The 22,571-nt window shown below is 42.3% G+C and carries 22 protein-coding genes and 1 tRNA gene; 4 read left to right on the top strand and 19 right to left on the bottom strand.

Annotated features, from left to right (window positions below; all coding sequences use genetic code 11):
- Nucleotides 1-268 precede the first annotated feature (268 nt).
- Nucleotides 269-340 (bottom strand) — tRNA-Arg (locus tag CSV63_RS14550).
- Nucleotides 341-571: 231 nt separating this feature from the next.
- Here CSV63_RS14550 and clpP point away from each other — a divergent pair.
- Nucleotides 572-1,168 (top strand): ATP-dependent Clp endopeptidase proteolytic subunit ClpP, encoded by a 597-nt coding sequence (gene clpP / locus CSV63_RS14545; RefSeq protein WP_099673766.1) that lies wholly within the window; start codon nucleotides 572-574, stop codon nucleotides 1,166-1,168.
- A gap of 387 nt (nucleotides 1,169-1,555) precedes the next feature.
- Here clpP and CSV63_RS14540 read toward each other — a convergent pair whose 3' ends face one another.
- The 12 genes from CSV63_RS14540 to hprK form a co-directional block, all read right to left on the bottom strand.
- Nucleotides 1,556-1,813, bottom strand: a complete 258-nt coding sequence (locus tag CSV63_RS14540) for an HPr family phosphocarrier protein (protein ID WP_099696460.1) — start codon at nucleotides 1,811-1,813, stop codon at nucleotides 1,556-1,558.
- Between the two features lie 48 nt (nucleotides 1,814-1,861).
- Nucleotides 1,862-2,788, bottom strand: coding sequence for a DNA-binding protein WhiA (gene whiA, locus CSV63_RS14535; RefSeq protein WP_085131583.1), 927 nt, complete (start codon nucleotides 2,786-2,788; stop codon nucleotides 1,862-1,864).
- A 41-nt stretch (nucleotides 2,789-2,829) separates the two neighbouring features.
- Nucleotides 2,830-3,792 (bottom strand): gluconeogenesis factor YvcK family protein, encoded by a 963-nt coding sequence (locus tag CSV63_RS14530; RefSeq protein WP_143565414.1) that lies wholly within the window; start codon nucleotides 3,790-3,792, stop codon nucleotides 2,830-2,832.
- A 7-nt stretch (nucleotides 3,793-3,799) separates the two neighbouring features.
- The gene (rapZ, locus tag CSV63_RS14525; protein ID WP_099696459.1) at nucleotides 3,800-4,687 is read right to left on the bottom strand and encodes an RNase adapter RapZ; all 888 of its coding nucleotides are present in this window, start codon (nucleotides 4,685-4,687) and stop codon (nucleotides 3,800-3,802) included.
- A gap of 5 nt (nucleotides 4,688-4,692) precedes the next feature.
- On the bottom strand, nucleotides 4,693-5,169 hold the full coding sequence (locus tag CSV63_RS14520; protein WP_099637088.1) for an 8-oxo-dGTP diphosphatase: 477 nt from the start codon (nucleotides 5,167-5,169) through the stop codon (nucleotides 4,693-4,695).
- Nucleotides 5,170-5,373: 204 nt separating this feature from the next.
- Nucleotides 5,374-6,327, bottom strand: coding sequence for a thioredoxin-disulfide reductase (gene trxB, locus CSV63_RS14515; protein WP_099696458.1), 954 nt, complete (start codon nucleotides 6,325-6,327; stop codon nucleotides 5,374-5,376).
- Nucleotides 6,328-6,476: 149 nt separating this feature from the next.
- Nucleotides 6,477-8,000 carry a tetratricopeptide repeat protein gene (locus CSV63_RS14510; RefSeq protein ID WP_099696486.1) on the bottom strand — a complete coding sequence of 508 codons (1,524 nt, stop codon included), beginning with the start codon at nucleotides 7,998-8,000 and terminating at the stop codon, nucleotides 6,477-6,479.
- An 88-nt stretch (nucleotides 8,001-8,088) separates the two neighbouring features.
- The gene (locus CSV63_RS14505; protein ID WP_099630639.1) at nucleotides 8,089-8,610 is read right to left on the bottom strand and encodes an acyltransferase; all 522 of its coding nucleotides are present in this window, start codon (nucleotides 8,608-8,610) and stop codon (nucleotides 8,089-8,091) included.
- Nucleotides 8,607-9,263, bottom strand: coding sequence for a pyrophosphatase PpaX (gene ppaX / locus CSV63_RS14500; protein ID WP_099696457.1), 657 nt, complete (start codon nucleotides 9,261-9,263; stop codon nucleotides 8,607-8,609). The genes CSV63_RS14505 and ppaX overlap by 4 nt, the downstream gene beginning before the upstream one ends.
- On the bottom strand, nucleotides 9,256-10,215 hold the full coding sequence (locus CSV63_RS14495; RefSeq protein ID WP_099696456.1) for a nucleoside recognition domain-containing protein: 960 nt from the start codon (nucleotides 10,213-10,215) through the stop codon (nucleotides 9,256-9,258). Before CSV63_RS14495 ends, ppaX begins: the two co-directional genes overlap by 8 nt.
- The gene (gene lgt, locus CSV63_RS14490) at nucleotides 10,205-11,020 is read right to left on the bottom strand and encodes a prolipoprotein diacylglyceryl transferase (RefSeq protein ID WP_233192133.1); all 816 of its coding nucleotides are present in this window, start codon (nucleotides 11,018-11,020) and stop codon (nucleotides 10,205-10,207) included. Before lgt ends, CSV63_RS14495 begins: the two co-directional genes overlap by 11 nt.
- A complete protein-coding gene (gene hprK / locus CSV63_RS14485) occupies nucleotides 11,021-11,971 on the bottom strand; it encodes an HPr(Ser) kinase/phosphatase (RefSeq protein ID WP_099696455.1) in 951 nt (316 codons plus the stop codon).
- 204 nt (nucleotides 11,972-12,175) lie between these two features.
- On the opposite strand from hprK, the gene CSV63_RS14480 reads away from it, so the two are divergent.
- Both CSV63_RS14480 and CSV63_RS16380 read left to right on the top strand, forming a co-directional pair.
- Nucleotides 12,176-12,727, top strand: coding sequence for an N-acetylmuramoyl-L-alanine amidase (locus CSV63_RS14480; RefSeq protein ID WP_099696454.1), 552 nt, complete (start codon nucleotides 12,176-12,178; stop codon nucleotides 12,725-12,727).
- A gap of 411 nt (nucleotides 12,728-13,138) precedes the next feature.
- Nucleotides 13,139-13,384 carry a hypothetical protein gene (locus CSV63_RS16380; RefSeq protein WP_143565412.1) on the top strand — a complete coding sequence of 82 codons (246 nt, stop codon included), beginning with the start codon at nucleotides 13,139-13,141 and terminating at the stop codon, nucleotides 13,382-13,384.
- Here the strand turns inward: CSV63_RS16380 and CSV63_RS14475 are convergent.
- The 6 genes from CSV63_RS14475 to CSV63_RS14450 form a co-directional block, all read right to left on the bottom strand.
- Nucleotides 13,360-14,451, bottom strand: coding sequence for a DUF4097 family beta strand repeat-containing protein (locus CSV63_RS14475; RefSeq protein ID WP_099696453.1), 1,092 nt, complete (start codon nucleotides 14,449-14,451; stop codon nucleotides 13,360-13,362). The genes CSV63_RS16380 and CSV63_RS14475 overlap by 25 nt on opposite strands.
- A 79-nt stretch (nucleotides 14,452-14,530) precedes the next feature.
- Entirely contained in the window at nucleotides 14,531-17,398 is a 2,868-nt protein-coding gene (uvrA, locus tag CSV63_RS14470) for an excinuclease ABC subunit UvrA (RefSeq protein WP_099696452.1), read from the bottom strand.
- A 7-nt stretch (nucleotides 17,399-17,405) separates the two neighbouring features.
- The gene (gene uvrB, locus CSV63_RS14465) at nucleotides 17,406-19,388 is read right to left on the bottom strand and encodes an excinuclease ABC subunit UvrB (RefSeq protein WP_099696484.1); all 1,983 of its coding nucleotides are present in this window, start codon (nucleotides 19,386-19,388) and stop codon (nucleotides 17,406-17,408) included.
- 207 nt (nucleotides 19,389-19,595) lie between these two features.
- A complete protein-coding gene (locus tag CSV63_RS14460) occupies nucleotides 19,596-19,853 on the bottom strand; it encodes an IDEAL domain-containing protein (RefSeq protein ID WP_099696451.1) in 258 nt (85 codons plus the stop codon).
- Nucleotides 19,854-20,045: 192 nt separating this feature from the next.
- Complete coding sequence (locus CSV63_RS14455) at nucleotides 20,046-21,257, bottom strand: ABC transporter permease (protein WP_099696450.1); 1,212 nt, start codon at nucleotides 21,255-21,257, stop codon at nucleotides 20,046-20,048.
- Nucleotides 21,241-21,987, bottom strand: coding sequence for an ABC transporter ATP-binding protein (locus CSV63_RS14450; RefSeq protein WP_099696449.1), 747 nt, complete (start codon nucleotides 21,985-21,987; stop codon nucleotides 21,241-21,243). The genes CSV63_RS14455 and CSV63_RS14450 overlap by 17 nt, the downstream gene beginning before the upstream one ends.
- 121 nt (nucleotides 21,988-22,108) lie before the next feature.
- Between CSV63_RS14450 and CSV63_RS14445 the strand changes: the two genes are divergently transcribed.
- Nucleotides 22,109-22,534 (top strand): HIT family protein, encoded by a 426-nt coding sequence (locus CSV63_RS14445; protein WP_099696448.1) that lies wholly within the window; start codon nucleotides 22,109-22,111, stop codon nucleotides 22,532-22,534.
- Nucleotides 22,535-22,571 lie beyond the last annotated feature (37 nt).

The following is a 22,571-nucleotide window of genomic DNA, read 5'->3' as shown; positions in this document are numbered from 1 at the left end:
CTACAGATAGCATCCCCATTTGTACAGTGAACTAAACAAAGTACGTTTGTTTCCTTCCTCCATTTTATGCAAGGAAAAAAACGTCTTCTGACGGTGGAATACACATATGAAACCAAAGACTGCCAAGAGATATTTAGCAACGAAGTTTAAAAGAAGTGCCAGACGGGGAAAATAAAGAATAGAAAGTTCGGAGCAATAGAAATTCCAGCATAAAAAAAGCGTTTGAGCATGATCGCAAAATGCGAACTGTTCAAACGCTTCACTATGATGCCCTCGGCGGGAGTCGAACCCACATTTCAAGCTTCGGAGGCTTGCGTGCTATCCATTGCACCACGAGGACTAAACGTGTAATATCAAGCTTTAACTATAATTACTCAACTACAGAAAAAAGCTTTTCTTCTGTAAGAGACATCTTCCATTATATCGTAGAATATAATGAAAAGCAATGTGTATTTTTAAGGCAAATGATTTGACCTTTGTTGACCTTAATAGGTAAAATACAGTTATAGTTGAAATACGAAATGATTTCAACCGAACGAATATTATGAAGTGATTAAAGGAGGAAGTCTAATTGAATCTAATTCCTACAGTTATTGAACAAACAAATCGTGGTGAGCGAGCGTACGACATCTACTCTCGTCTATTAAAAGACCGTATTATTATGTTGGGGAGCGGCATTGACGACAATGTGGCAAACTCCATCGTTGCACAACTGCTATTCTTGGAAGCTGAAGATCCAGAAAAAGATATCTCCATTTACATTAACAGCCCAGGTGGAAGTATCACAGCAGGTATGGCAATCTACGATACAATGCAATACATCAAGCCAGACATCCGCACAATCTGTGTAGGGATGGCAGCATCTATGGGTGCATTCTTGCTAACTGCTGGTACAGAAGGTAAACGTTATGCTTTGCCAAACGCAGAAGTAATGATTCACCAACCACTAGGTGGCGCACAAGGTCAGGCAACTGAAATTGAAATTGCCGCAAAACGCATCTTGCACCTACGTGAAAAACTAAACCAAATCCTTTCAGATCGCACAGGTCAGCCAATCGACGTCATCGCAAAAGACACAGACCGCGATAACTTCATGACTGCCGAACGCGCTAAAGAATACGGCCTAATCGACCACGTTCTAGAACGTAGCGAAATCGAAAAGAAATAATAACTATAGGTTGTCACGGAAAGCCAAATGGCCTTCCGTGACAACCTTTTTTTATTTGGATTTTTATATTGGTTTGGGTTTTATTTTTACCAATCAAATGCACTAGCTCTCTAACTCCAGAGTGAGACACTTGTTGGTCAGAGTGGAAGGCGGCGACTCCGAGAGGATAAGCATGAGCCTTGAGACCCCGCACAGATGCCTTAATTTCTGCAAAGTACACAGATATACGTCAAAGCGAACACTTCGCTGTTCGCTTGGCTCAAGCCATGCCCGCAGGAAAGCGTCCGCCTGGAACGCAGATCAACTGCGCCACCCGCCTCACTACGTAAACAAATAAAAAAGGTAACGAAACCCAACTACAGGTTACCGTCACCTAATCAAATCAACTTACTGCTCCACTTCCACAATCTCAGCTAAATTCTGAAGAGCCAAATCTTCATCAATCCCGTCTGTAATCAACGTGATCTCTGTTCCCTTGGCAATCGCCAAACTCATAATCCCCATGATACTCTTTGCATTCACTTGACGAGTATCCTTCTTCAAATAAATGTCAGCCGAGTACTTATTGGCCTCCTGCACAAATAACGCCGCCTGTCTCGCTTGCAAACCAGGTTTAATTCCTACTTTTAGTGTTTTTTCTACCATATTGTGTGCTCCTTTTCTTCCTCTTCTTAAGAAGGATCTACTAATAATTTACCGTAATCGATCTGCAATTTCTTCAATCTTACGCAAACGATGATTGACACCCGATTTACTAACCGGTGTACCCGTTACTAGCTCGCCTAACTCCTTTAGCGTCACATCTTGATGAGTAACACGTAATTGAGCAATCTCTTGTAGACGTTCGGGTAATTGATCTAAACCAATCGTCCGCTCAATCAACTTAATATTTTCTACTTGCCTTTGTGCTGCACCAATCGTCTTATTCAGATTAGCGGTTTCACAATTCACTAGCCGATTCACGCTGTTGCGCATATCTCGCATGATTCGCACATCCTCAAACTTCATTAGGGATACATGTGCACCGATGATGCCCAGGAAATCGGATATTTTTTCTGCTTCTTTTAGATACGCGATAAATCCTTTTTTGCGTTCAATAGATTTTGCGTTCAAATGAAAATGGTTCATCAACTCAACAAGTGATTGACTATGTTCTTGATAGCTTGAGAAGACTTCCAAGTGATAGGAAGACGTCTCCGGATTATTAACGGAACCTCCTGCCAGGAAAGCTCCCCGTAAGTATGCGCGTGCACAGCAATCTTTTTCAATTAGCTGTGGATCGATCGTGTTAATCATTTGGAAGTCATGTGTCATAATGGATAACTCTTCCAATAAGTGCTTGGCTCCATCACGGATCCGGCAAATATAGACATTGTTTTTCTTTAAACGCATTTTTTTCCGAACAAGCAATTCCACTTTATATGGATACAACGCCTTTACATTCGAATACAAACGACGCGCAATAGAGGCATTTTCCGTTTGAACGTCAAGACTAAGTTGTTTATTTGAAAAAGACATGACACCATTCATACGGATGAATGCCGCAATTTCTGCTTTCGTACAACAATCATCCGTTTCAATCTGCGTCAATTCTTTCTTTGTTTTGGATGCAAAAGACATGATATTCCCCCTCTTCGGCGATTTTCACATCTATCCGCCTTCTACGTTCTCTCTATATAACGCATCAACATATCTGACACTTCCATTGTTTTATGCATTACCGTCCCATCGATAAGAGACGCGATCTCTTGCACAAATACTTCAGGCACTAGCGCTTGCAGGCACTCCAAATCATTCTCCACAAGCCAAGGTTCTTCATTTTCAGCCAGGTTATGCATACGTCTGAACGCTTCTACGTTATTCACTAGAACTGCATCAAGAAACGGTTCTCCCGCATGATCATAGAGTGCCTGAACATGCTCAGAAGCAGTATAGCGATACGTTTCGCCACGTTGTGTGGTTAAGTTACCAACATAGACTTTTTTGGCAGTACTTTCGAGAATCGCTTCGCGAATGTCCTGCACTAAAAGTGTTGGCAAAGTACTAGTATACAAGCTTCCCGGTCCAAATACGATTAAATCTGCATTTTTTATCGTATCGGCTGTTTCCGGTAATGGTTTTACGTCTTGAGGCGTGATGAAAACGTTACGGATTTTCCTTCCATAGAGAGGAATTTTCGATTCGCCTGTAATGATTGAACCATCTTCAAGCTCTGCATGCAAGGTAATTCGCTGATTTGCAGCAGGTAATACGGTTCCTTTAATATTCAGAACAGCGCCCATCTGCTCGACTGCACGGGCGAAATCACCAGTAATCGTTGTTAAGGCCGTAAGCATCAAATTCCCAAGAGAATGTCCCTTCAATCCATCTGATCCCTCAAAGCGATGCTGGAACATTTTTTCAATCATGGGTTCGACATCTGAAAGCGCTGCCATAACCTGTCTTATATCTCCAGGTGGCGGGACGTTATACTGGTCAAATAAACGACCTGAACTTCCCCCATCATCCGCCACCGTTACAATAGCTGTCAATTCAATTGGATAACGCTTTAAACCGCGAAGGATATTGGATAATCCTGTACCGCCTCCGAATACAACAACGCGTTTCCTCTTAGTGGATTGCATATTCATGTCAACCCTTTCTTTTTTCAACATCCCGATGCGATACATGTGTTGGGTATTCACTTTTAAAAACGCCTGTAAAGTATTCAGCGAGTGTAACAGAACGGTGTTGACCACCTGTACAACCGAATGCGATAACTGCCTGACCTTTTCCTTCTTGTTTATACTGTGGAATTATGAACTTGAATAAATCCGTTAGTTTCTCAATTAATTCTTTCGTGTCCGCCCATTTCAATACATAATCAGATACTTCATGATTCAAACCTGTCAACGGACGTAATTCTTCCAAGTAAAACGGGTTCGGTAAAAATCGTACGTCAAATACTACATCTGCATCAATCGGCATCCCATGCTTGAAACCAAATGATACAAAATTCAAGGTAAAGTTCGGCTCGCCTGCTTCAGAAAACTCACGTGTAATTTTTTCCCGTAAGTCTTTGGGCTTTAATTTCGATGTATCAATAATAGAACGTGAAAGTCCTTTTATTTCAGTCAGCAAATGACGCTCTTTCCGAATCCCTTCAAGTAACACGCCACCTTCAGATAATGGGTGTGATCTGCGTGTTTCTTTATAACGTTTTACAAGAGCTTCATCATCTGAATCCAAGAATAACAAACTGGTTTTGACATCTTCCATCTTGAATAATCCTTCGATTGCTGTAATCATGGAATCAAATAAACTTCCGCCGCGCGTATCCATCACTGCGGCAATACGTCTCATCTGATTATTCGACTTCATCATCAAATCGAGGAATGTTACAAATAGTTCGGGTGGCAAATTGTCGATACAATAGAATCCCATGTCTTCAAAGCATTGCATAGCGACTGTCTTGCCTGCACCTGACATACCCGTAATAATTACCACTTCATATTCATTTACCACTTGTGGTTGATCCATAAATATTATTCACCTTCCATTGATTGTTGAAGTGATTCCCGCAAGAGGCGGAATTGCTCTGTATAATAGAATGTTCCATACTGCATGCCTTGCTGATTCACTGCAAAGAGCAAATTCTTGCGATCACCTTCCGCCATTGGCAGTGTATGCAAACTTTCTATCGGATGCCATTCTAATTCACCTTCGATAGTTGTCTTCATCAATTCTCCGGAATAATCATGTGCGACAAATGTGAAGAGTAACCATTCGTTCAATAATTCTTTTCCCTCATCGTCCATAATCATCATCGTATATATGCCTTTTACATGTGGCGAGATTGCCTGCGCACCGGTTTCTTCGAGAAATTCACGATGAGCTGCTTCATAAACCGACTCACCTTCGTCTATTTTCCCACCCGGTGCCACATACCATCCACGCCTTGGCTTCTTTAGTAATAGGACTTGACCGTCTTTCACCACGAGCAAGTTAGCAATTTTTTGCATATGTAGTTCCCCACTTTTCAAGTATGTATGTATAGTATACAACGCTTTCATTGAAAACGAAAAAAAAAGACGGCTATTCACGGAAGATTATACCGTAAATAGCCACAAAGTTGCTATATTGTGAAAGGGGGTGTCTTTCTTCTTCTATTATCCCTCTCTTATATTGCAAGACGATTACACACACGTTACAATTTCAACAATCGTTTATGCCTTTGCTTCTACTTCTTCCGCCAACTCTTCGATATACTTCTGAGCTGCTTGAGCTGCAATACTGCCGTCTCCTGTAGCCGTCACGACTTGGCGTAATAATTTCTCCCGCACATCGCCAGCAGCAAAAATACCAGGAATTTTTGTTTCCATAATATCATTCGTTTCGATATAGCCGTTTTCATCCAAAATGCCGAGATCTTTGAAAGGCCCTGTTATGGGATCTAATCCTATATAAACGAACATACCTTCCGTTTCCATTTCGCGTTCAGAACCATCTTCAGTTGAGACGAGCGTCAAGGAACCAATCTTACCATCTTTTTCATTCACTTGCTTAACCGTTGAATTCCAAATGAAATCAATCTTCTCATTTGCGAATGCACGCTCTTGTACGATTTTTTGTGCACGCAATGTATCACGACGGTGGATGATTGTTACCTTGTTAGCAAAACGTGTTAAGTATGAACCTTCTTCTACCGCGGAGTCACCGCCGCCAATTACGACGATATCTTTATTACGGAAGAATGCTCCGTCACATACCGCACAATAACTCACACCGCGACCAGTCAATTCCTCTTCGCCCGGAACACCTATCTTGCGGTATTCTGCGCCAGTTGCCAAGATGATTGCACGTGCTTTATATTGTTTCTCGCCCACATAAATTGTTTTGTATTCGCGACCGTCTTCGATTTTCGTTACGTCACCGTAAGCATATTCTGCTCCGAAACGTTTCGCATGATCGAACATTTTTGTGGAGAGATCTGGACCTAAAATACTTTCAAATCCAGGATAGTTCTCTATTTCTTCTGTGTTGGCCATTTGACCGCCTGGCACGCCTCTTTCTAACATCAATGTAGACATATTTCCTCGTGATGTATAGACAGCCGCTGTCATACCTGCTGGTCCTGCACCAACGATGATTACGTCATAAATCTTTTCTTCCGTCGTCATGGTCGTTTTCCTCCTTAAAAATATGCACCTTATTTGGTGTTATTCACTTCGTCAAAAATTTCATCTGACTAGCAGATAAAACTATCGCTATATAAAATCGTACGAGAAACACACCCAAATTTCAACTTAAATGCAACTTCTGCAGATAGTTATTCATTTGTATAAGGCAGAAATTGAAGCAATTCCTGAATATACTTGGATAGCGTCGAAACGGAAACGTTATAGTTTTCTGCTACAGATTTCTTTGTCACTTTCTCGTCATGCGATGATTGGAACATATAATCTGCCGCAGCAGCTAGTGCATGCACGTTACTGAACATATATTTCTGCTCAAGTGCATGTTCACATAGCGTGAACCACATTTGAAAGAGTTGTACACTTCGCTCATCAAGCGGTTTATACTCTTCATACAATAGATCACAAATAGCTAACGCTTTTTTCAAAGCCTTTTCGAATGGATTCGTCACTTGGAATGAATAGCTCAGGCTATGCGCTAAAAACAACTGTTCCACAGCAGTCAATTTTTCAACGTCAATATATCCTGGATGCGAAAGAATTTCCTGTAAATGTGACGACTTTCCTACTACATACAAGCCGAACATTCGCTCACTGCGATAAGGGCTCGAAATCTTTTCAATCAGGAACGGAACATCCTCTTCGTAAGAATCTACGTCCACCTCTTCGTCCAATGATTTCCATGGTTCAAATCCTTCTTTAGTCGGGTCCAATTTCAGCAAGGCTTCATTTGCCTGCTCCGCTACTTTTCGGTGACCTGTAAAGTATGCAGCATTCGCCAGCCAGAAGTAGTATCCGACATCTCCTTCAAATCCGCGTTTTTGCAGACTGCGAAGCCAGTGGTACGCTTCTTCATAACGACCTGTCAGCGCAAATGTCGCTCCTAATTTATAGCGCTGTTCGAATTGGTACGGTTTAATCTTCGACAACAGCTCCATCATGCTGTTCAGGCGCTCTTCATCCCGATTGTAATAAAAGAACACTGCTAAGTTACACAGCGCATGGATATTGCCTTTTTCCTCACGTAAGACATTGTATAGAATATCTTCCGCATGTTTTTCCTTACCTATATAAAAATACGCAAGCGCCAAATTATTATGGACAGCCCATGTCTTTGGATAATCCACTAATAAATCCTCAAGCACGTCAATGGCAGCTTCAAAGTCCCCTTGTTCCATCATACGGCGCGCTTTTTCTTGCCTAAATATGACTTCCCCATCCAGCTGTTCGCCTTCTTCAACAAACATTTCTTCTTGATCAGCGAATTCAGAGATTTCATGGGCTTCTTCCACAAATACGCCATCCGGTGCTATAGCAACATATTTCAATGCGTACTGCTTCGCTTCACGCAGCAAGCCTAGATGTGCGTGAACTTCTGCTAAATAAAATGTCGTCTCTTCATTGTTTGGATCCAGGTCATCAGCCGTTTGCAGCAGTTCATACGCATCTTCAAAGCGACCAACTTCCATTATAAACACACCGTATTCCATATGTGTCAGTGCATCTTCTGGATTCAAATCCAGTGCACGTTTATAATATTTTTCCGCGTCAGAAAATTGTTCGCGTTGCATAGCTTGCATCGCGCGTTTACGATAAAAATCACCGTCAGGCAGGAATGATATAATTTTATCTTTTTTAAAACGTTGGTTGTTTTTCAATCGAACTCCTCCGAAAAAGTAAGAGGAACGCACGTGACGTCCCCCTGCAATGTATCCTCTAGTATAGCACAACTACATGGCCCGTCATTCATTTGCTTTCACGTGCTGCACGTTCTACCATTTGTTCGGCTGTATATATAATACGCACCGGATTACCGCCAGCAAATGTACCGGCCGGAATGTCTTTATTGACAAGTGATGCAGCGGAAACAATGGCACCGTCACCAATTTTCACACCCGGCAAAATCGTCGTATTGGCTCCAATCAGTACATTATTGCCTATTTCCACATCTCCAATACGATATTCGTCTATCAAGTATTCATGCGCCAAAATCGTCGTATTAAACCCAATTATGGAGTTTTCGCCGACAGAGATGCGTTCCGGAAACATGACATCCGGTACAACCATTAGCGCAAAAGCCGTATGTTTTCCAACTTTCATTCGCAAGAACCATCGATAGAGAACGTTTTTCCATGAAACAAATGGCGTGTACCGCGCAATCTGAATGACGATGAAATTCTTTGCGACCTTAAAGATCGAGATGGTACGGTAAATATGCCAAAGTGAATTAGCATCTCCTTTGGAAGGATGCCGTTCCGTGCGTCTCATAATTTGATTCCCGCGGTGATTTTAAGTAAGTCGGACATATGTTGCAACATAAAGTCGGGTTTAAATGTCTGCAAATATTTTTCCCCTTTTAGTGCCCATGCAACTGCCGCAGTTCGCGTTCCTGCATTTTGTCCTCCGAGTATGTCGTGGAAGTTATCCCCGATCATGAGTGACTCTTCTGCTGTTCGATCAAGACGTTGCAATGCCAATAAAATCGGCTCTGGATCCGGTTTAGGATTCGTTACATCATCCAGTCCAATCACAGTCTCAAAATAAGGTGCAATACCTAGAAGATCGATCCCTCTTTCCACCATATCGCGCTTCTTTGTGGAAACGACTGCCATCTTCAAGCCTAGATCATATAATTTACGAAGCGTATCAGTCACACCTTCGAATTCAGTTACATAGTCATCGTGATGCGCTAGATTCCATTCACGGTAATCTGCTACCAGTTCTTCTGTCATATCCGGTGCAATCGAAGAAAAAGTATCATGTAATGTAGGTCCGATAAACGGTAACATCTCTTCTCGCTGGAAACGTCCAGGGAAATATTTTTCCAATACATACTGGAAAGTTGAGAGTATTAACTCATTTGTATCGGCAAGCGTTCCGTCAAAATCAAATAGTAATGTAGTAATTGGTTGATTAGTCAATAACAGCTTCCCCCTTCTCTCTCGGCTGCTTCCATAAAATACTCACTGTGATCGTCAGTACAATGGCGGTCACAAGCCGAATTATCAATAATGGCCATATCGGTATACCGAGTGGCAGGAATAACAGTGTATCCTCAATCACCGCATGACATGCCATCAAGAAAATAAAGGCCAGTGTAATATCGCGTTTCGATACGCCATCTTCCTGCACCGCTTGAATCATGACACCTGCACCATATGCCAAACCGATCAATAATCCGGCAACGAGTGTCATCGACGCATTGGGTTTTACACCAATCATTTTTGTAAACGGTGCCAATCCAGTAGAAAAACGCTCCAAGTAATTGCGATCTTTCACATACTGCACAACTACCATTAATGGAATGACGATCAATGCCAACTGCAAGACACCAAATATTGCCTTTTCAAGTCCAAGTATGAAAATCTGCAAAAAGCCTTCTGGCACAACTTCCGCTTGCGGCGTTAGACCGTATTGCGCGATTTCGTTGCCGCCTGTCCAGAATACATTGATCAGCACTCCAGCTAGCACAGCCAATCCAAGTCGAACGACAAGCACTGTCCATAGTTTAACGCCTACTTTTATGGCGACAGCTGTCTCAATGAACAGATTATGCGCAAAGCTGATCATCACAGCAATAATGAATACTTCTTTAACCGTTAATTCTAATGAAATGATGCCCGCAATTCCAGCATATAAGTTTAATGCATTACCAAGCACGAGGGGCACAGCAGCTTCACCGCGCAAGCCAAATAGATGCATAATCGGTTCAACCAATTGCACCAGCCAAGGCAAGATAGGTGTAAACTGCAAAATGGTTACAAGTAATGTAATTGGGAAAATGATCTTGCCGAGTGACCATGTCGTTTTCAATCCCACTTGTAATCCATTTTTCAACGTATTGGATAATGCGATAGTATGTTTAGTTGTCATCATAGTTCTCTTTCACTTTCATTACATATCTACGGTACAACAAGATGGCAAGACCTACGACAATTCCTGTTACAGATACTAACTGTGCTGCCCGCAAACTACCGATGACATATAAACTATCCGTCCGCATTCCTTCAATAAAGAATCTACCGATTGAATACCAAATGACGTAGAACAAGAACACTTCGCCTCGTTTCATCTTCAGCATTCTTCGGATAACTAAAATGAGAATGAGTCCGACCACGTTCCATAACGACTCATACAAGAATGTCGGATGATACGTTATCCCCTCAATCGTCATTTGATTCATAATCCAGTCTGGAATTATGGTGTTTTCTTTAAACGTATCTGAAACCGGTCCACCATGGGCTTCCTGATTCATGAAATTTCCCCAGCGCCCGATAATTTGTCCGATTAATAAACCAGGTGCCGTAATATCTGCAACTTTCCAGAAGGATACCCCACGCTTCCTACAGAAAATCACCGCTGTAATGACCGCACCGATCAACGCACCGTGGATCGCAATCCCGCCATTCCAAATTTGAATGATTTGGTCCGGATGATCACGATAATAATCCCATGTGAAAATAACATAGTAAATTCGTGCACTGACAATTGAAATAGGAATCGCCCAAATGAGCATGTCCGTTAGTAAGTCGGGGTGCATTCCTCGCTTTAGCATTTCTCGTTGAACTACCATAAATCCTAAAATAATTCCGAGCGCGATCAAAATACCGTACCAGCGAACTTCTAGGCTGCCAATACTGATCGCGACTGGATTAATCGCTAGCATGGATACATTCACTTAGTCGCGCTCCTCTTCTTCTAATAGTTCCGCATTGTCTGCGATTGCTTGATCCAAACGATTGGCAAATTCCTCTGCAGCATTAATGCCAAGACGTTTCATGCGATAATCCATTGCCGCCACTTCAATGATCACCGCGATATTCCGCCCTGGTCTTACGGGAACGGATAATTTCGTAATTTGCGAATCGAGTATTTCTACCTTCTCTTCGTCGATACCAAGACGGTCATAATGCTTCTTATCATCCCAAATCTCCAAATCGACCGCTAACAATACACGCTTATCATCTTTCACGGAACTTGCACCAAATAACGTCATCAAATCAATAATACCGACACCACGAATCTCTAGCATATGCTTCAACAGTTTTGGTGACGTTCCGATTAAGATGTTATCGGATACTTGACGAATCTCAACAGAATCATCTGCAACTAGTCTATGCCCTTTTTTAATGAGTTCTAACGCAGTCTCACTTTTACCTACTCCGCTGCCACCCGTTATTAAAACCCCTACGCCATATACGTCGACTAGCACACCATGAACTGTGGTCATCGGAGCGAGTTGTCCGACCAAGTAATTCGTCAACATTCCAGAAAACTGTGTAGTCTTAAAATCCGTCCGAAGAACAGGAATGTTTTTCTCTTCAGCTAATTGGCTCAATTCTTTTGGACCTTCCTCGCCATGAGCAATAATGAAAGCCGGCGTATCGTCCGAACAAAGTCTTTCCAAACGCTTTCTTCGCGTAATGGAAGACAATGTTTCAAGGAAAGACATCTCCTTGCGCCCGATCAACTGCACACGTTCGGCAGGATAATAATCAAAATAGCCCGCCATCTCAAGCCCCGGCCGTGAAATATCACTCATTAGGATCTGCTTATGAATGCCCGCGTGCCCAGCAATCAATTCCAATCCAAATCGATTCATAATATCTTCTACTGTTAATTCACCCATGAAGTTCCCCACTTTCTGCTACGATGTACGTATTCCGGAAATCATTTGCCGAATCATCGTTTCCTGTGCTTATGTACAAATCATTCAACCCTATTTTACCATGAAGGAAATGAAAAGAAATGGATTACTTCTTGATCTATATTCCCTTTTTGTATCCTTTTCAAAAGTCTTCTCTATATAGAGGATAAAGGAGAGTGGAGAGAATTGACACTAATTATTCTTGATGCAGGTCACGGGCCAGATACACCCGGCAAAAGAACACCTGATGGAAAACTTCGCGAGTACGATTTTAATGCGGCAGTAGCTGTACTGGTCGGAGAGTTTTTAACGAAGGAAGGCATGACAATAAAGTATACGCATGCGTCTACACACGACGTAGCTTTAGGTGAACGAACAGCTTCGGCTAACCGTATGAGAGCGGATGCTTTTGTTTCCATCCATGCCAATGCATTCGGCAATGGCTGGAACACTGCACAAGGGATTGAAACGTATATGTATCCACAAGCAAGCAAAAGTTCCGCAGTCCTCGCCTCGGCAGTGCATAAATCTTTAATTTCTGCTTGCCAACGTCCCGACCGCGGCGTGAAGAAGGCCGATTTTGCGGTCCTGCGCGACACCAACATGCCCGCGATTTTAGTTGAGTGTGGCTTCATGTCGAATCAGACAGAGGCTACTCTATTGCAAAGCAAAACGTATCAACTTCAATGTGCACGAGCTATAGCTTTTGGTATTTTGTGTTGGGAGTATGGTAGATGAATTGTGAAGATGTGGGAGGAAGATGCGTGGGGTTATGAGCGGTTATGAGTCATGATTGAGCGGGTATCCCGTGGGTATGAGCGGTTACGGACTGTGATAGAGCGGCTAACCCGTGTCATAGAGCCGCTACGCAAGATCTATGAGCGCTTATACGAATTTTATGAGCGGCCCGAGCGCCTGCCTGCTCGCCCAAAGCGGCTGCCCTCTCGCCGCAGGGACTATGAGCGGCTAAACGTCGTGATTGAGCGCATATCCCGTGGGTATGAGCGGTTACGGACTGTGATAGAGCGGTGAACCCGTGTCATAGAGCCGCTACACAAGATCTATGAGCGCGTACACGAATTTTATGAGCGCCCCAAGCGCCCTAAGCGGCCGCCTTCTCGCCGCAGGGACTATGAGCGGCTAAACATCATGATTGATCGCATAAACCGTGGGTATGAGCGGTTACGGACTGTGATAGAGCGGCTAATCCGTGTCATAGAGCCGCTACACAAGAACTATGAGCGCTTACACGAGTTTTATGAGCGCCCCGAGCGCCCCGAGCGGCCCAAGCGATTGCCCACATCAAATATACAAACACAAAAAACACCTGCACCGCCACAAACGGCAAATGCAGGTGTTTCATTAAGCTATCAATCCATATCAACAGAGTTATAACGAACCAAAACAGTACCTGTCTTGGATTCACCCGTAACATGCAGCGGTTCTTTCGTTGCGTCCTCCACATTTTTGCTGAAACGGATTGTACGATGCAAAAACTGCTCTTGCTCTTCCACACGTGATACGTCCTTCAACCGCAAGTCAAGCTTACCCATGTTGGATGAAATTTCTCCCTTTACTCCTAAAGATGACGGGAAGTAAATTTCAACCGTCCCGCTGATGGACTTCGCTTCTATACTTCTTGCATCAGCAGATGAAGTCGTCAACGTCACGTTTCCGTTTAGGGATTTTGCGTCTACATCATTTACCGCGCCATCTACATAAACTCGACCATTTAATGTTTCGGCTTCTAACTTTTCACCGGTAACTTTTAATAAACGTACCATACCATTTGCAGTTTCCAGCTTCGCTTCATCGAATGTACTATCTGCACATTCGATTTTACCATTCGCTGTTCTAATACGTAGATCTTTAAAATCTACACCTTCCAATGAACAGCCGCCGTTCAATAAACGTATAGAAAGTTTACTATATGGTGTGGCTGTCGGTACATACAGATCGACATTTACTTGTAACATCTTCAAGTCGCTTCCGATACGCAACTTATTGCCGTCTTTTACGAACAATAACTTCTCAAGGAACTGACTTAGCGCATCTGCTTCGGAATCATTATTAAAATGCTTTACAGAGAACTTCGCCATGATCTCGTCATTGTCTGAAGGATGAACTTCCACAGTACCATGGTCAATATGGATGATAATTTCTTCGATATCTTCTACCGATTTACTTTCCGTATGTGTAAAGGAGACAGATTTGCTGAATGGTGCTTCGAAATCGAATTCTTTCACACGGTGTACGGCCGTATCCATAAATCGCATGAAGCGGTCACCTGCTGTGACGAATTCTTTACGGATATCTTCGAAGAAAGCATCGGCTGAAGAGTTCTCTTCTGCTGTTTCTTTTTCAGGTTCTTTACCCATGGCTTCTAGTAATTTCAATGCTTCATCAGCTGTGATTTTACCTTCTTCAAGCATCGTTAGTATTCGTATGCGTTCATTTTGCATAACCAGATTCCTCCTCGTTTTGGCTAATCTTTTTAGCAGCTATCTATTTATACGGTTCTGCGGAACAAAAGTTTCATTTCTATTTCGTTACTACACTTTGAATTTGTTCCTTCATCCGATTTCGATCTCTTTCTAGGATGGTTTTCAAATATTTCCCCGTGTAGGACTCTTTAACTTCTGCTATCGCTTCCGGTGTCCCCGTTGCAACGATTTCTCCGCCTTTGTCTCCGCCTTCCGGACCGATATCGATAATATAATCGACCGTCTTAATGACATCCAAATTATGCTCAATGACGAGAACCGTGTTACCCCCATCAACTAGACGTTGAAGAACTTCAAGTAACTTGGCTATGTCATGTACGTGCAAACCTGTTGTCGGCTCGTCTAAAATATAAAACGATTTACCCGTGGAACGTTTATGCAATTCCGAAGCCAATTTCACACGTTGGGCTTCCCCACCTGAAAGTGTCGTTGCGGGTTGACCTAATTGTACATAGCCTAAGCCTACATCAACTATCGTCTGTAATTTACGGTGAATTTTCGGGATATTTTCGAAAAACACCACTGCATATTCCACGGTCATCTCCAGTACGTCCGCAATGTTTTTTCCTTTATATTTCACTTCCAACGTTTCCCGGTTATACCGTTTGCCGTGACATACTTCGCACGGTACATATACGTCCGGAAGGAAATGCATTTCGATTTTAATGATTCCATCTCCACGGCATGCTTCACATCGTCCACCTTTTACGTTGAAACTAAAGCGACCCTTTTTATAGCCCCGAACTTTCGCTTCATTTGTCATCGCAAAAACATCGCGTATATCGTCAAAAACGCCTGTATACGTAGCTGGATTGGAGCGGGGTGTCCGTCCGATTGGTGATTGATCAATATCGATGATTTTCTCCAAATGTTCCACACCGTTAATACTCTCGAACTTTCCAGGTCTTTGTTTGGATCGATTCAATTTCTGAGCCAATGTTCTATGCAAAATATCATTGACCAATGTACTCTTACCTGAACCGGAAACTCCAGTGACTGCGATAAATTGACCGAGAGGAAATTCTGCATCGATATGCTTTAAATTGTTCTCTGAAGCACCTTTAACAATAATGCTGCGTTCATCACGTGATCTTCGTTCAATCGGAAGTGGAATGAATTTCTTTCCGCTTAAATATTGTCCGGTCAGCGATTTCTTGTTTTTCATAACTTTAGCGGGAGTACCTGCAGCTACTACTTCTCCTCCTGCCACGCCAGCGCCAGGACCGATATCAATTAAATAGTCCGCAGCCATCATCGTGTCCTCATCATGTTCTACAACGATCAACGTATTACCGATATCTCGCATACTCTGAAGCGTGCCAATTAGTCTGTCATTATCTCGCTGGTGAAGCCCGATTGAAGGTTCATCCAGTATATATAGAACACCCGTCAAACGTGATCCAATTTGTGTAGCCAATCGTATTCGTTGTGCTTCTCCACCAGATAATGTCCCTGCAGAACGAGATAAATTGAGATAGTCGAGACCTACGTTTACCAAAAAGCCCAAGCGTTCTTGGATTTCTTTTAGGATCATATCGGCAATTTGCGTATCTTTCTCAGAAAGAATTAGTTGGTCAAAGAACTTTGTCGTTTCAACAATCGAGCGTTCCGTGATTTTTCCGATATGCTGACCATTCACTAATACCGCAAGTGATTCAGGCTTTAGGCGGTAGCCTGTGCAAGTGGGACATGACTTTTCTGTCATATATTTACTCATCTGCTCACGAATGTAGTCTGATGATGTCTCATGATAACGTCGTTCAACGTTGCGCAAAACCCCTTCGAAATAAATATCGCTATCACGGGTATTACCAAATTCATTTGTATAGCGGAAGCGAATCTTTTCTTTTCTCGATCCTACCATCAGTTTTTCAATATCCGAGTCAGCCAATTCGCTAACCGGTACATCCATTGGAATCTTATAGTGCTTCGCAATCGTCTTCAGGAGTTCTGGGTAATACTGCGAGCTTGTTGGCTCCCATGGGGCAATGGCGTGTTCTTTTAGCGTCAAATCACTATTTGGAATGACTAAATCTGGATCCACTTCGAGTTTCATTCCAAGTCCGTCACATTCAGGACAAGCGCCGAATGGGCTGTTGAATGAGAACATACGCGGTTCGAGTTCGCCAATAGAGAATCCACAAATAGGACACGCGTGGTGTTCACTGAAAAATAGTTCTTCTTCACCGATTACATCTACCAGCACATTTCCGTCAGCTAGTCGCAAGGCGGATTCCAACGAGTCACTTAGACGTGTTTCGACGCCTTCCTTCATGACAATTCGATCGATGACGATTTCAATCGTATGTTTTTTATTTTTATCTAACTCTATATGATCATCCAAATCAATCGTTTCACCGTTGACTCGTACGCGTACATAGCCTTGTCTTTTGATATCTTCAAATAATTTAGCATGCGTCCCTTTACGTTCTGAAATAATAGGAGCCAAAATTTGAATTCTCGTACGCTCAGGCAACTGAACTACACGATCCACCATCTGTTGAATTGTCTGTGTAGAGATTTCAATACCATGGTACGGACAATGTGGTTTCCCAACTCGCGCATATAGCAAACGCAAGTAATCATAGATTTCCGTCACCGTTCCTACAGTAGACCGTGGATTTTTACTTGTTGTTTTTTGGTCAATAGAAATGGCGGGTGACAGTCCTTCTATAGAATCCACGTCTGGTTTATCCATCTGTCCAAGGAACTGACGCGCATATGCGGATAAGGATTCCACATAGCGACGCTGTCCTTCCGCGTAGATCGTATCAAAAGCTAGTGAAGACTTGCCTGAACCCGACAGGCCCGTAAGTACAACCAGCTTGTCGCGTGGAATCTTCACCGTAATATCTCTCAGGTTATTCGCTCTCGCTCCCTGTATTACAAGTTCTTTATTTTTCATGCGGACTCTACCTTTCTGCTTTCAGTTCTATTACGGTATCGCGTAACTCTGCGGCTCTTTCGAAGTCCAAAGCTTTTGCTGCGTCTTTCATTTCTTTTTCCAATTTGATTAGCAATAAGCCTTTCTCGTCTTTCGATAACTTCTTGCCGTTCGTCACCTTTTGCAAATACGATTCCGTTTCTTCAGCCACTTGAGTCGCACGGATCAATTCACGTATCGGCTTGACAATTGTCGTTGGTGTTATATCATGTTCTTCATTATAAGCTATTTGAATTTCACGACGACGTTCCGTTTCATCAATGGCTTTCTTCATCGAATCTGTCATTTTATCTGCGTACATAATGACGCGTCCTTCCGAGTTACGTGCTGCGCGACCAATTGTCTGGATCAACGCACGTTCTGAACGCAAGAATCCTTCTTTATCCGCATCCAAAATCGTAACCAAGGAAACTTCCGGGATGTCGATCCCTTCCCGCAGTAAGTTGATCCCGATCAATACATCATACGTACCGACCCGTAACTCGCGAATAATTTCTGTACGTTCCAGTGTCTTAACATCAGAATGAAGATACTGAACTTTAATTCCGATATCTTTTAAATAGTCCGCTAAGTCTTCTGACATTTTTTTCGTCAGAGTGGTAATCAATACACGTTCGTCTCGCTCGATTCGAAGATGTATTTCATCCAATAAATCATCAATTTGTCCTTCAATAGGGCGTACTTCAATGATCGGATCCAGTAATCCTGTAGGACGTATAATCTGTTCGACCATTTCGTCTGTATGCTCAATTTCATAAGGGCCAGGCGTTGCTGAAATATACATCGCTTGGTGAATATGCTCTTCAAATTCCTCAAACTTCAGTGGTCGGTTGTCCAATGCAGAAGGCAAGCGGAAACCATGTTCTACCAGTACCTTTTTACGCGCTTGGTCTCCATTATACATACCACGAATCTGTGGCAAAGAGACGTGGCTTTCATCCACGACAATCAAAAAGTCGTCAGGGAAGTAATCAAGCAATGTATAAGGTGTTGCGCCTGCTTCACGCAACGTTAAATGTCTGGAGTAGTTCTCAATGCCAGAACAGAAGCCCATCTCTCGCATCATTTCGAGGTCATAACGCGTCCGCTGTTCTAAGCGTTGCGCTTCCAATAATTTATCGTTATCTCGTAAATATTTAAGCTGTTCTTCCAATTCAATTTCAATATTTTCAATTGCTTTTAATAATTTCCCTTCGCGTGTTACGAAGTGGGAACCTGGGAAAATAGCCACGTGATCACGATCACCGATGACTTCACCTGTTAAGGCATCCACTTCACGGATTCGTTCGATTTCATCTCCGAAAAACTCAAGACGTATACAACGCTCATCACGTGCCACTGGGAAGACTTCGACTACATCGCCTCTGACACGGAATGTACCTCGCGTAAAATTAATATCATTGCGTTCGTACTGAATGTCCACGAGCGTGCGTAATAGTTGATTACGCGGTATTTCCATTCCCTTGCGTAATGAAAATACCATTTCATTATATTCTTCTGGTGAACCAAGACCGTAAATACATGATACGGATGCTACAATCAATACATCATTACGTTCGAATAAAGCACTGGTTGCGGAGTGACGAAGTTTATCAATTTCATCATTGATCGATGAATCCTTTTCAATAAACGTATCCGTCTGTGGCACATACGCTTCCGGTTGATAAAAGTCATAGAAGCTAACAAAATATTCTACCGCATTATCTGGAAAAAATTCTTTGAACTCGCTATATAATTGGCCAGCCAACGTTTTATTGTGGGCAATGACCAGTGTAGGTTTATTGATTTCCGTCAGCACATTAGAAACTGTAAATGTTTTACCAGTCCCTGTTGCACCAAGTAACGTTTGATGTTTCTTACCTTCTTTTATGCCGTTAACAAGGCTATTGATCGCTTTTGGCTGATCTCCTTGCGGCGTATATGGTGCCTGCAATTGAAATGTTTCGTTCAAATGGTTCCACTCCTCTTCTAACACACCTATCCTTCTATTTTACCACAACTATCGTTTTTTCTAAAGAAATAACGAACGTACGTTTTAAACTCACTCTCTATGTACTGTATTGTACCCTTGTACTTTGTGAAAGAAACTTACAGCTAAGACATTCTACATAATAAAAAACACTGCCAGGATTTTGTCCTAGCAGTGCCTATAAATAAATTATTTCGTTTTAAGTTCATATCCTTGTTCTTGTGAAATGTCGAGCAATTGTTGTGTATACAGGTCGAATGCTTCTTTGTCATTTTGATCCAGCGCATCGTCTATCAATGACATGATTCGCGATTGTGTTTGTTCCCAGTGAATGTGTTGTAGAAACAGATCCCAATAGATTTCATTCAGCAGCTTTTCCGCTTGGAGAGAAGTGCTATTGTTACCTACCGCTTTCAAAAATTCAGCATATGAGTTGTTATTATTCATCTCTCTCACCCCTGATACCTTTTAGTAATTATATATGCAATAGAATATAAATTGCAACCACTATTCTAACTATTCGAACTTTTGAATTATTTAGATGCAGTTATTAGAGTATTTACTAGGCACATATATTCAGATGATTTTGTGACATTTAGTAGATTATGAACTTTAGTTCCACTTTACTAGTATCTATCATCAAACTTCTATTATTTGCTCTTTGGTCAATCGGATCGTTGCCTCACCGACAATGAGTGCGATCGCCGCAATCAAAACAGGTGTAATGCTTAGTCCGTATAACGGTAATGCCGCAAGTAATAGAATGATGGCTTGTAGCCAAATCATTTTTCTCACTAACGAACGAACCGCTTTGATTTGCGATTTTTCTTGTTCTTCGGGAAACAGCTGATCCATAGTAAACTCGTCTCCACCTTCAAGTGCCAATATTAACTGCACAGCAGTCGCAAACGCTAGCGCTCCTACAAAGATGAACGATACAACGGGGAACGGTATTAAAAACGCACCCAATGCAGACAACGCCGTTAATCTAACCCACAACCAAAATGTATCATCTGTACGAATAAATGTCCTGACGATTAAGTACTTTTGCACATCCTTGCGCTTGAATGTGGAACGTTTCATAGCCATCGTTAACCAACTACGCTTACTTACGGATCCGACTAGATGTGGTACTTCCGTGAAGTAATTCGCAAATCGATAAAAACGCATCATACGATTTTGTTCCAATTCAATAAACTGCTCATATGGAAACGGATAACGCGCTGCTTGTTTATCCCAAAACTTCGCATAGAGCATGGCGATAAGAATGCCGATAAAGATAGCAACTGTACTCCAAGTCAGTGCGAATTGAATCGTCAAAAATGTTAAAACCAGTCGAAGTACACGATCCGGCCAGACGAAGTCATGATTCGCAATACGAACACTGTATTCAGTTCCTACAAACAGTCCTTTAAAGGCAATGATCACCAACAATACAAGAAGATAATCAATGCCCGTTCCCACTTCTGTTGCCTTTAATAACGGCAACGCAATTACCATAGCAATCAATGGTAGCGGAAGTTGTGAAAACGTCGACCAAGTGATCGAGCGTCTCATATAACTCGACAATTGATTTTCTAATGGCAAGAAAAACACAATATCTGCCGGCTTGAGTAATGTGGTTGGTGCAGCTTTCATTAACAAAAGCGCAAGGACAACGGATACGGTAAAGGCAGAAGGAAATGAAACAGGCACTTCTTTCAGCCATTCACTATATGCATACCCACCCGCTCCAATGGCAAACATGAAAACGATAGCCAAATGTCCGGTGAATACATAGCGCATATATTTCTGTAGTTCATTGACGTAATGGAAGAACCGCTGTCCCCAAATTTCATGCATGTTGTTCATAGTCAGTTTCCTCAGTCATGGCAATATATAAGTCATCTAGTGTGGCATTTGGTCGCCCGAATGCTTTGCGCAAATCGTCCATCGTGCCATTCGCACGTACTCGTCCTTCGTGCAACAAGATAATGCGGTCACAATACTTCTCAGCCGTTGCCAATACGTGGGTCGACATCAAAATAGAAGCACCCGCGTTTTTTCGTTCAATGATTTGATCGAGCAACGCGCGAATCGCCAATGGATCTAATCCAACGAATGGCTCATCGATAATATATAATTTCGGTTCTACTAGAAAAGCACACATGATCATCACTTTCTGTCGCATACCTTTGGAAAAGTGAGCCGGAAACCACTTTAAGCGTTTTTCCATACGGAACTCTTTCAGCAACTGTTCGGTACGGATTTCAAATTGCTGCTTGTCCAGTCCATATGCCATCGCAGTCAGTTCCAAATGTTCTTGTAATGTAAGTTCTTCGTATAACACTGGCGTCTCTGGAATATAACTGAATGATTGGCGGTAATGTTCTTTATCACGAAACGTTGCCCCATCAATCTTAATTATTCCTTCAAGCGGATTCATCACACCGATAATATGTTTGATTGTCGTACTTTTTCCTGCGCCATTTAGGCCGATTAATCCGACCAGTTCCCCTTCTTCTAGCTGAAATGAAAGGTCATGTAAAACAGGCCTGCGCGTATAACCACCTGTGACGTGTTCTAGTTCTAGGATTGCCATTATCTTTCCCCCTATCTTCTCGTATTATTTTAGCAAAGAAATTGTAAAATTGCTTTATCCGCCTTCGTTAACTATCTGAAAATATGCTACAATACATCCAAACATGAAAGGATGTGTAGAAATGACCTCATGTATTTTCTGCAAGATTGTAGAAGGAACGATTCCAGGAGAAAAAGTATACGAGGATGATCATGTTATCGCCTTTATGGATATTATGCCCGTCACGAAAGGACACGTACTCCTAATTCCTAAAACACATCGTGAAAATGTGTATGAATTAACTGAAGATGAAGCCGCGAATTTATTTAAAGTGGCACCAAAAATTGCCAATGCATTAAAAAAAGAATTTCACCCGGCCGGAATGAACTTATTGCAAAACAATGGATCTTTCGCAGGTCAGTCAGTCTATCATTTCCATATGCATTTAATACCGCGCTATGATAAATCAGATGGGCTGAAAGTAGAATTTGATACAAAGGTAGAGCAGTTCCCGATGGACGTAGTGTCTGATTTAGCTACCCATATTTCCAGACGCCTGCAAGAATAACATGCGGAAGTTGTAGGCAGAAGCGTACGCTATTTTT

Source organism: Sporosarcina sp. P34, from assembly GCF_002743375.1.
Classification (GTDB): domain Bacteria; phylum Bacillota; class Bacilli; order Bacillales_A; family Planococcaceae; genus Sporosarcina.
Note: the sequence above shows the minus strand (reverse complement) of the source record. Positions and strands in the feature narration are given on the sequence as shown.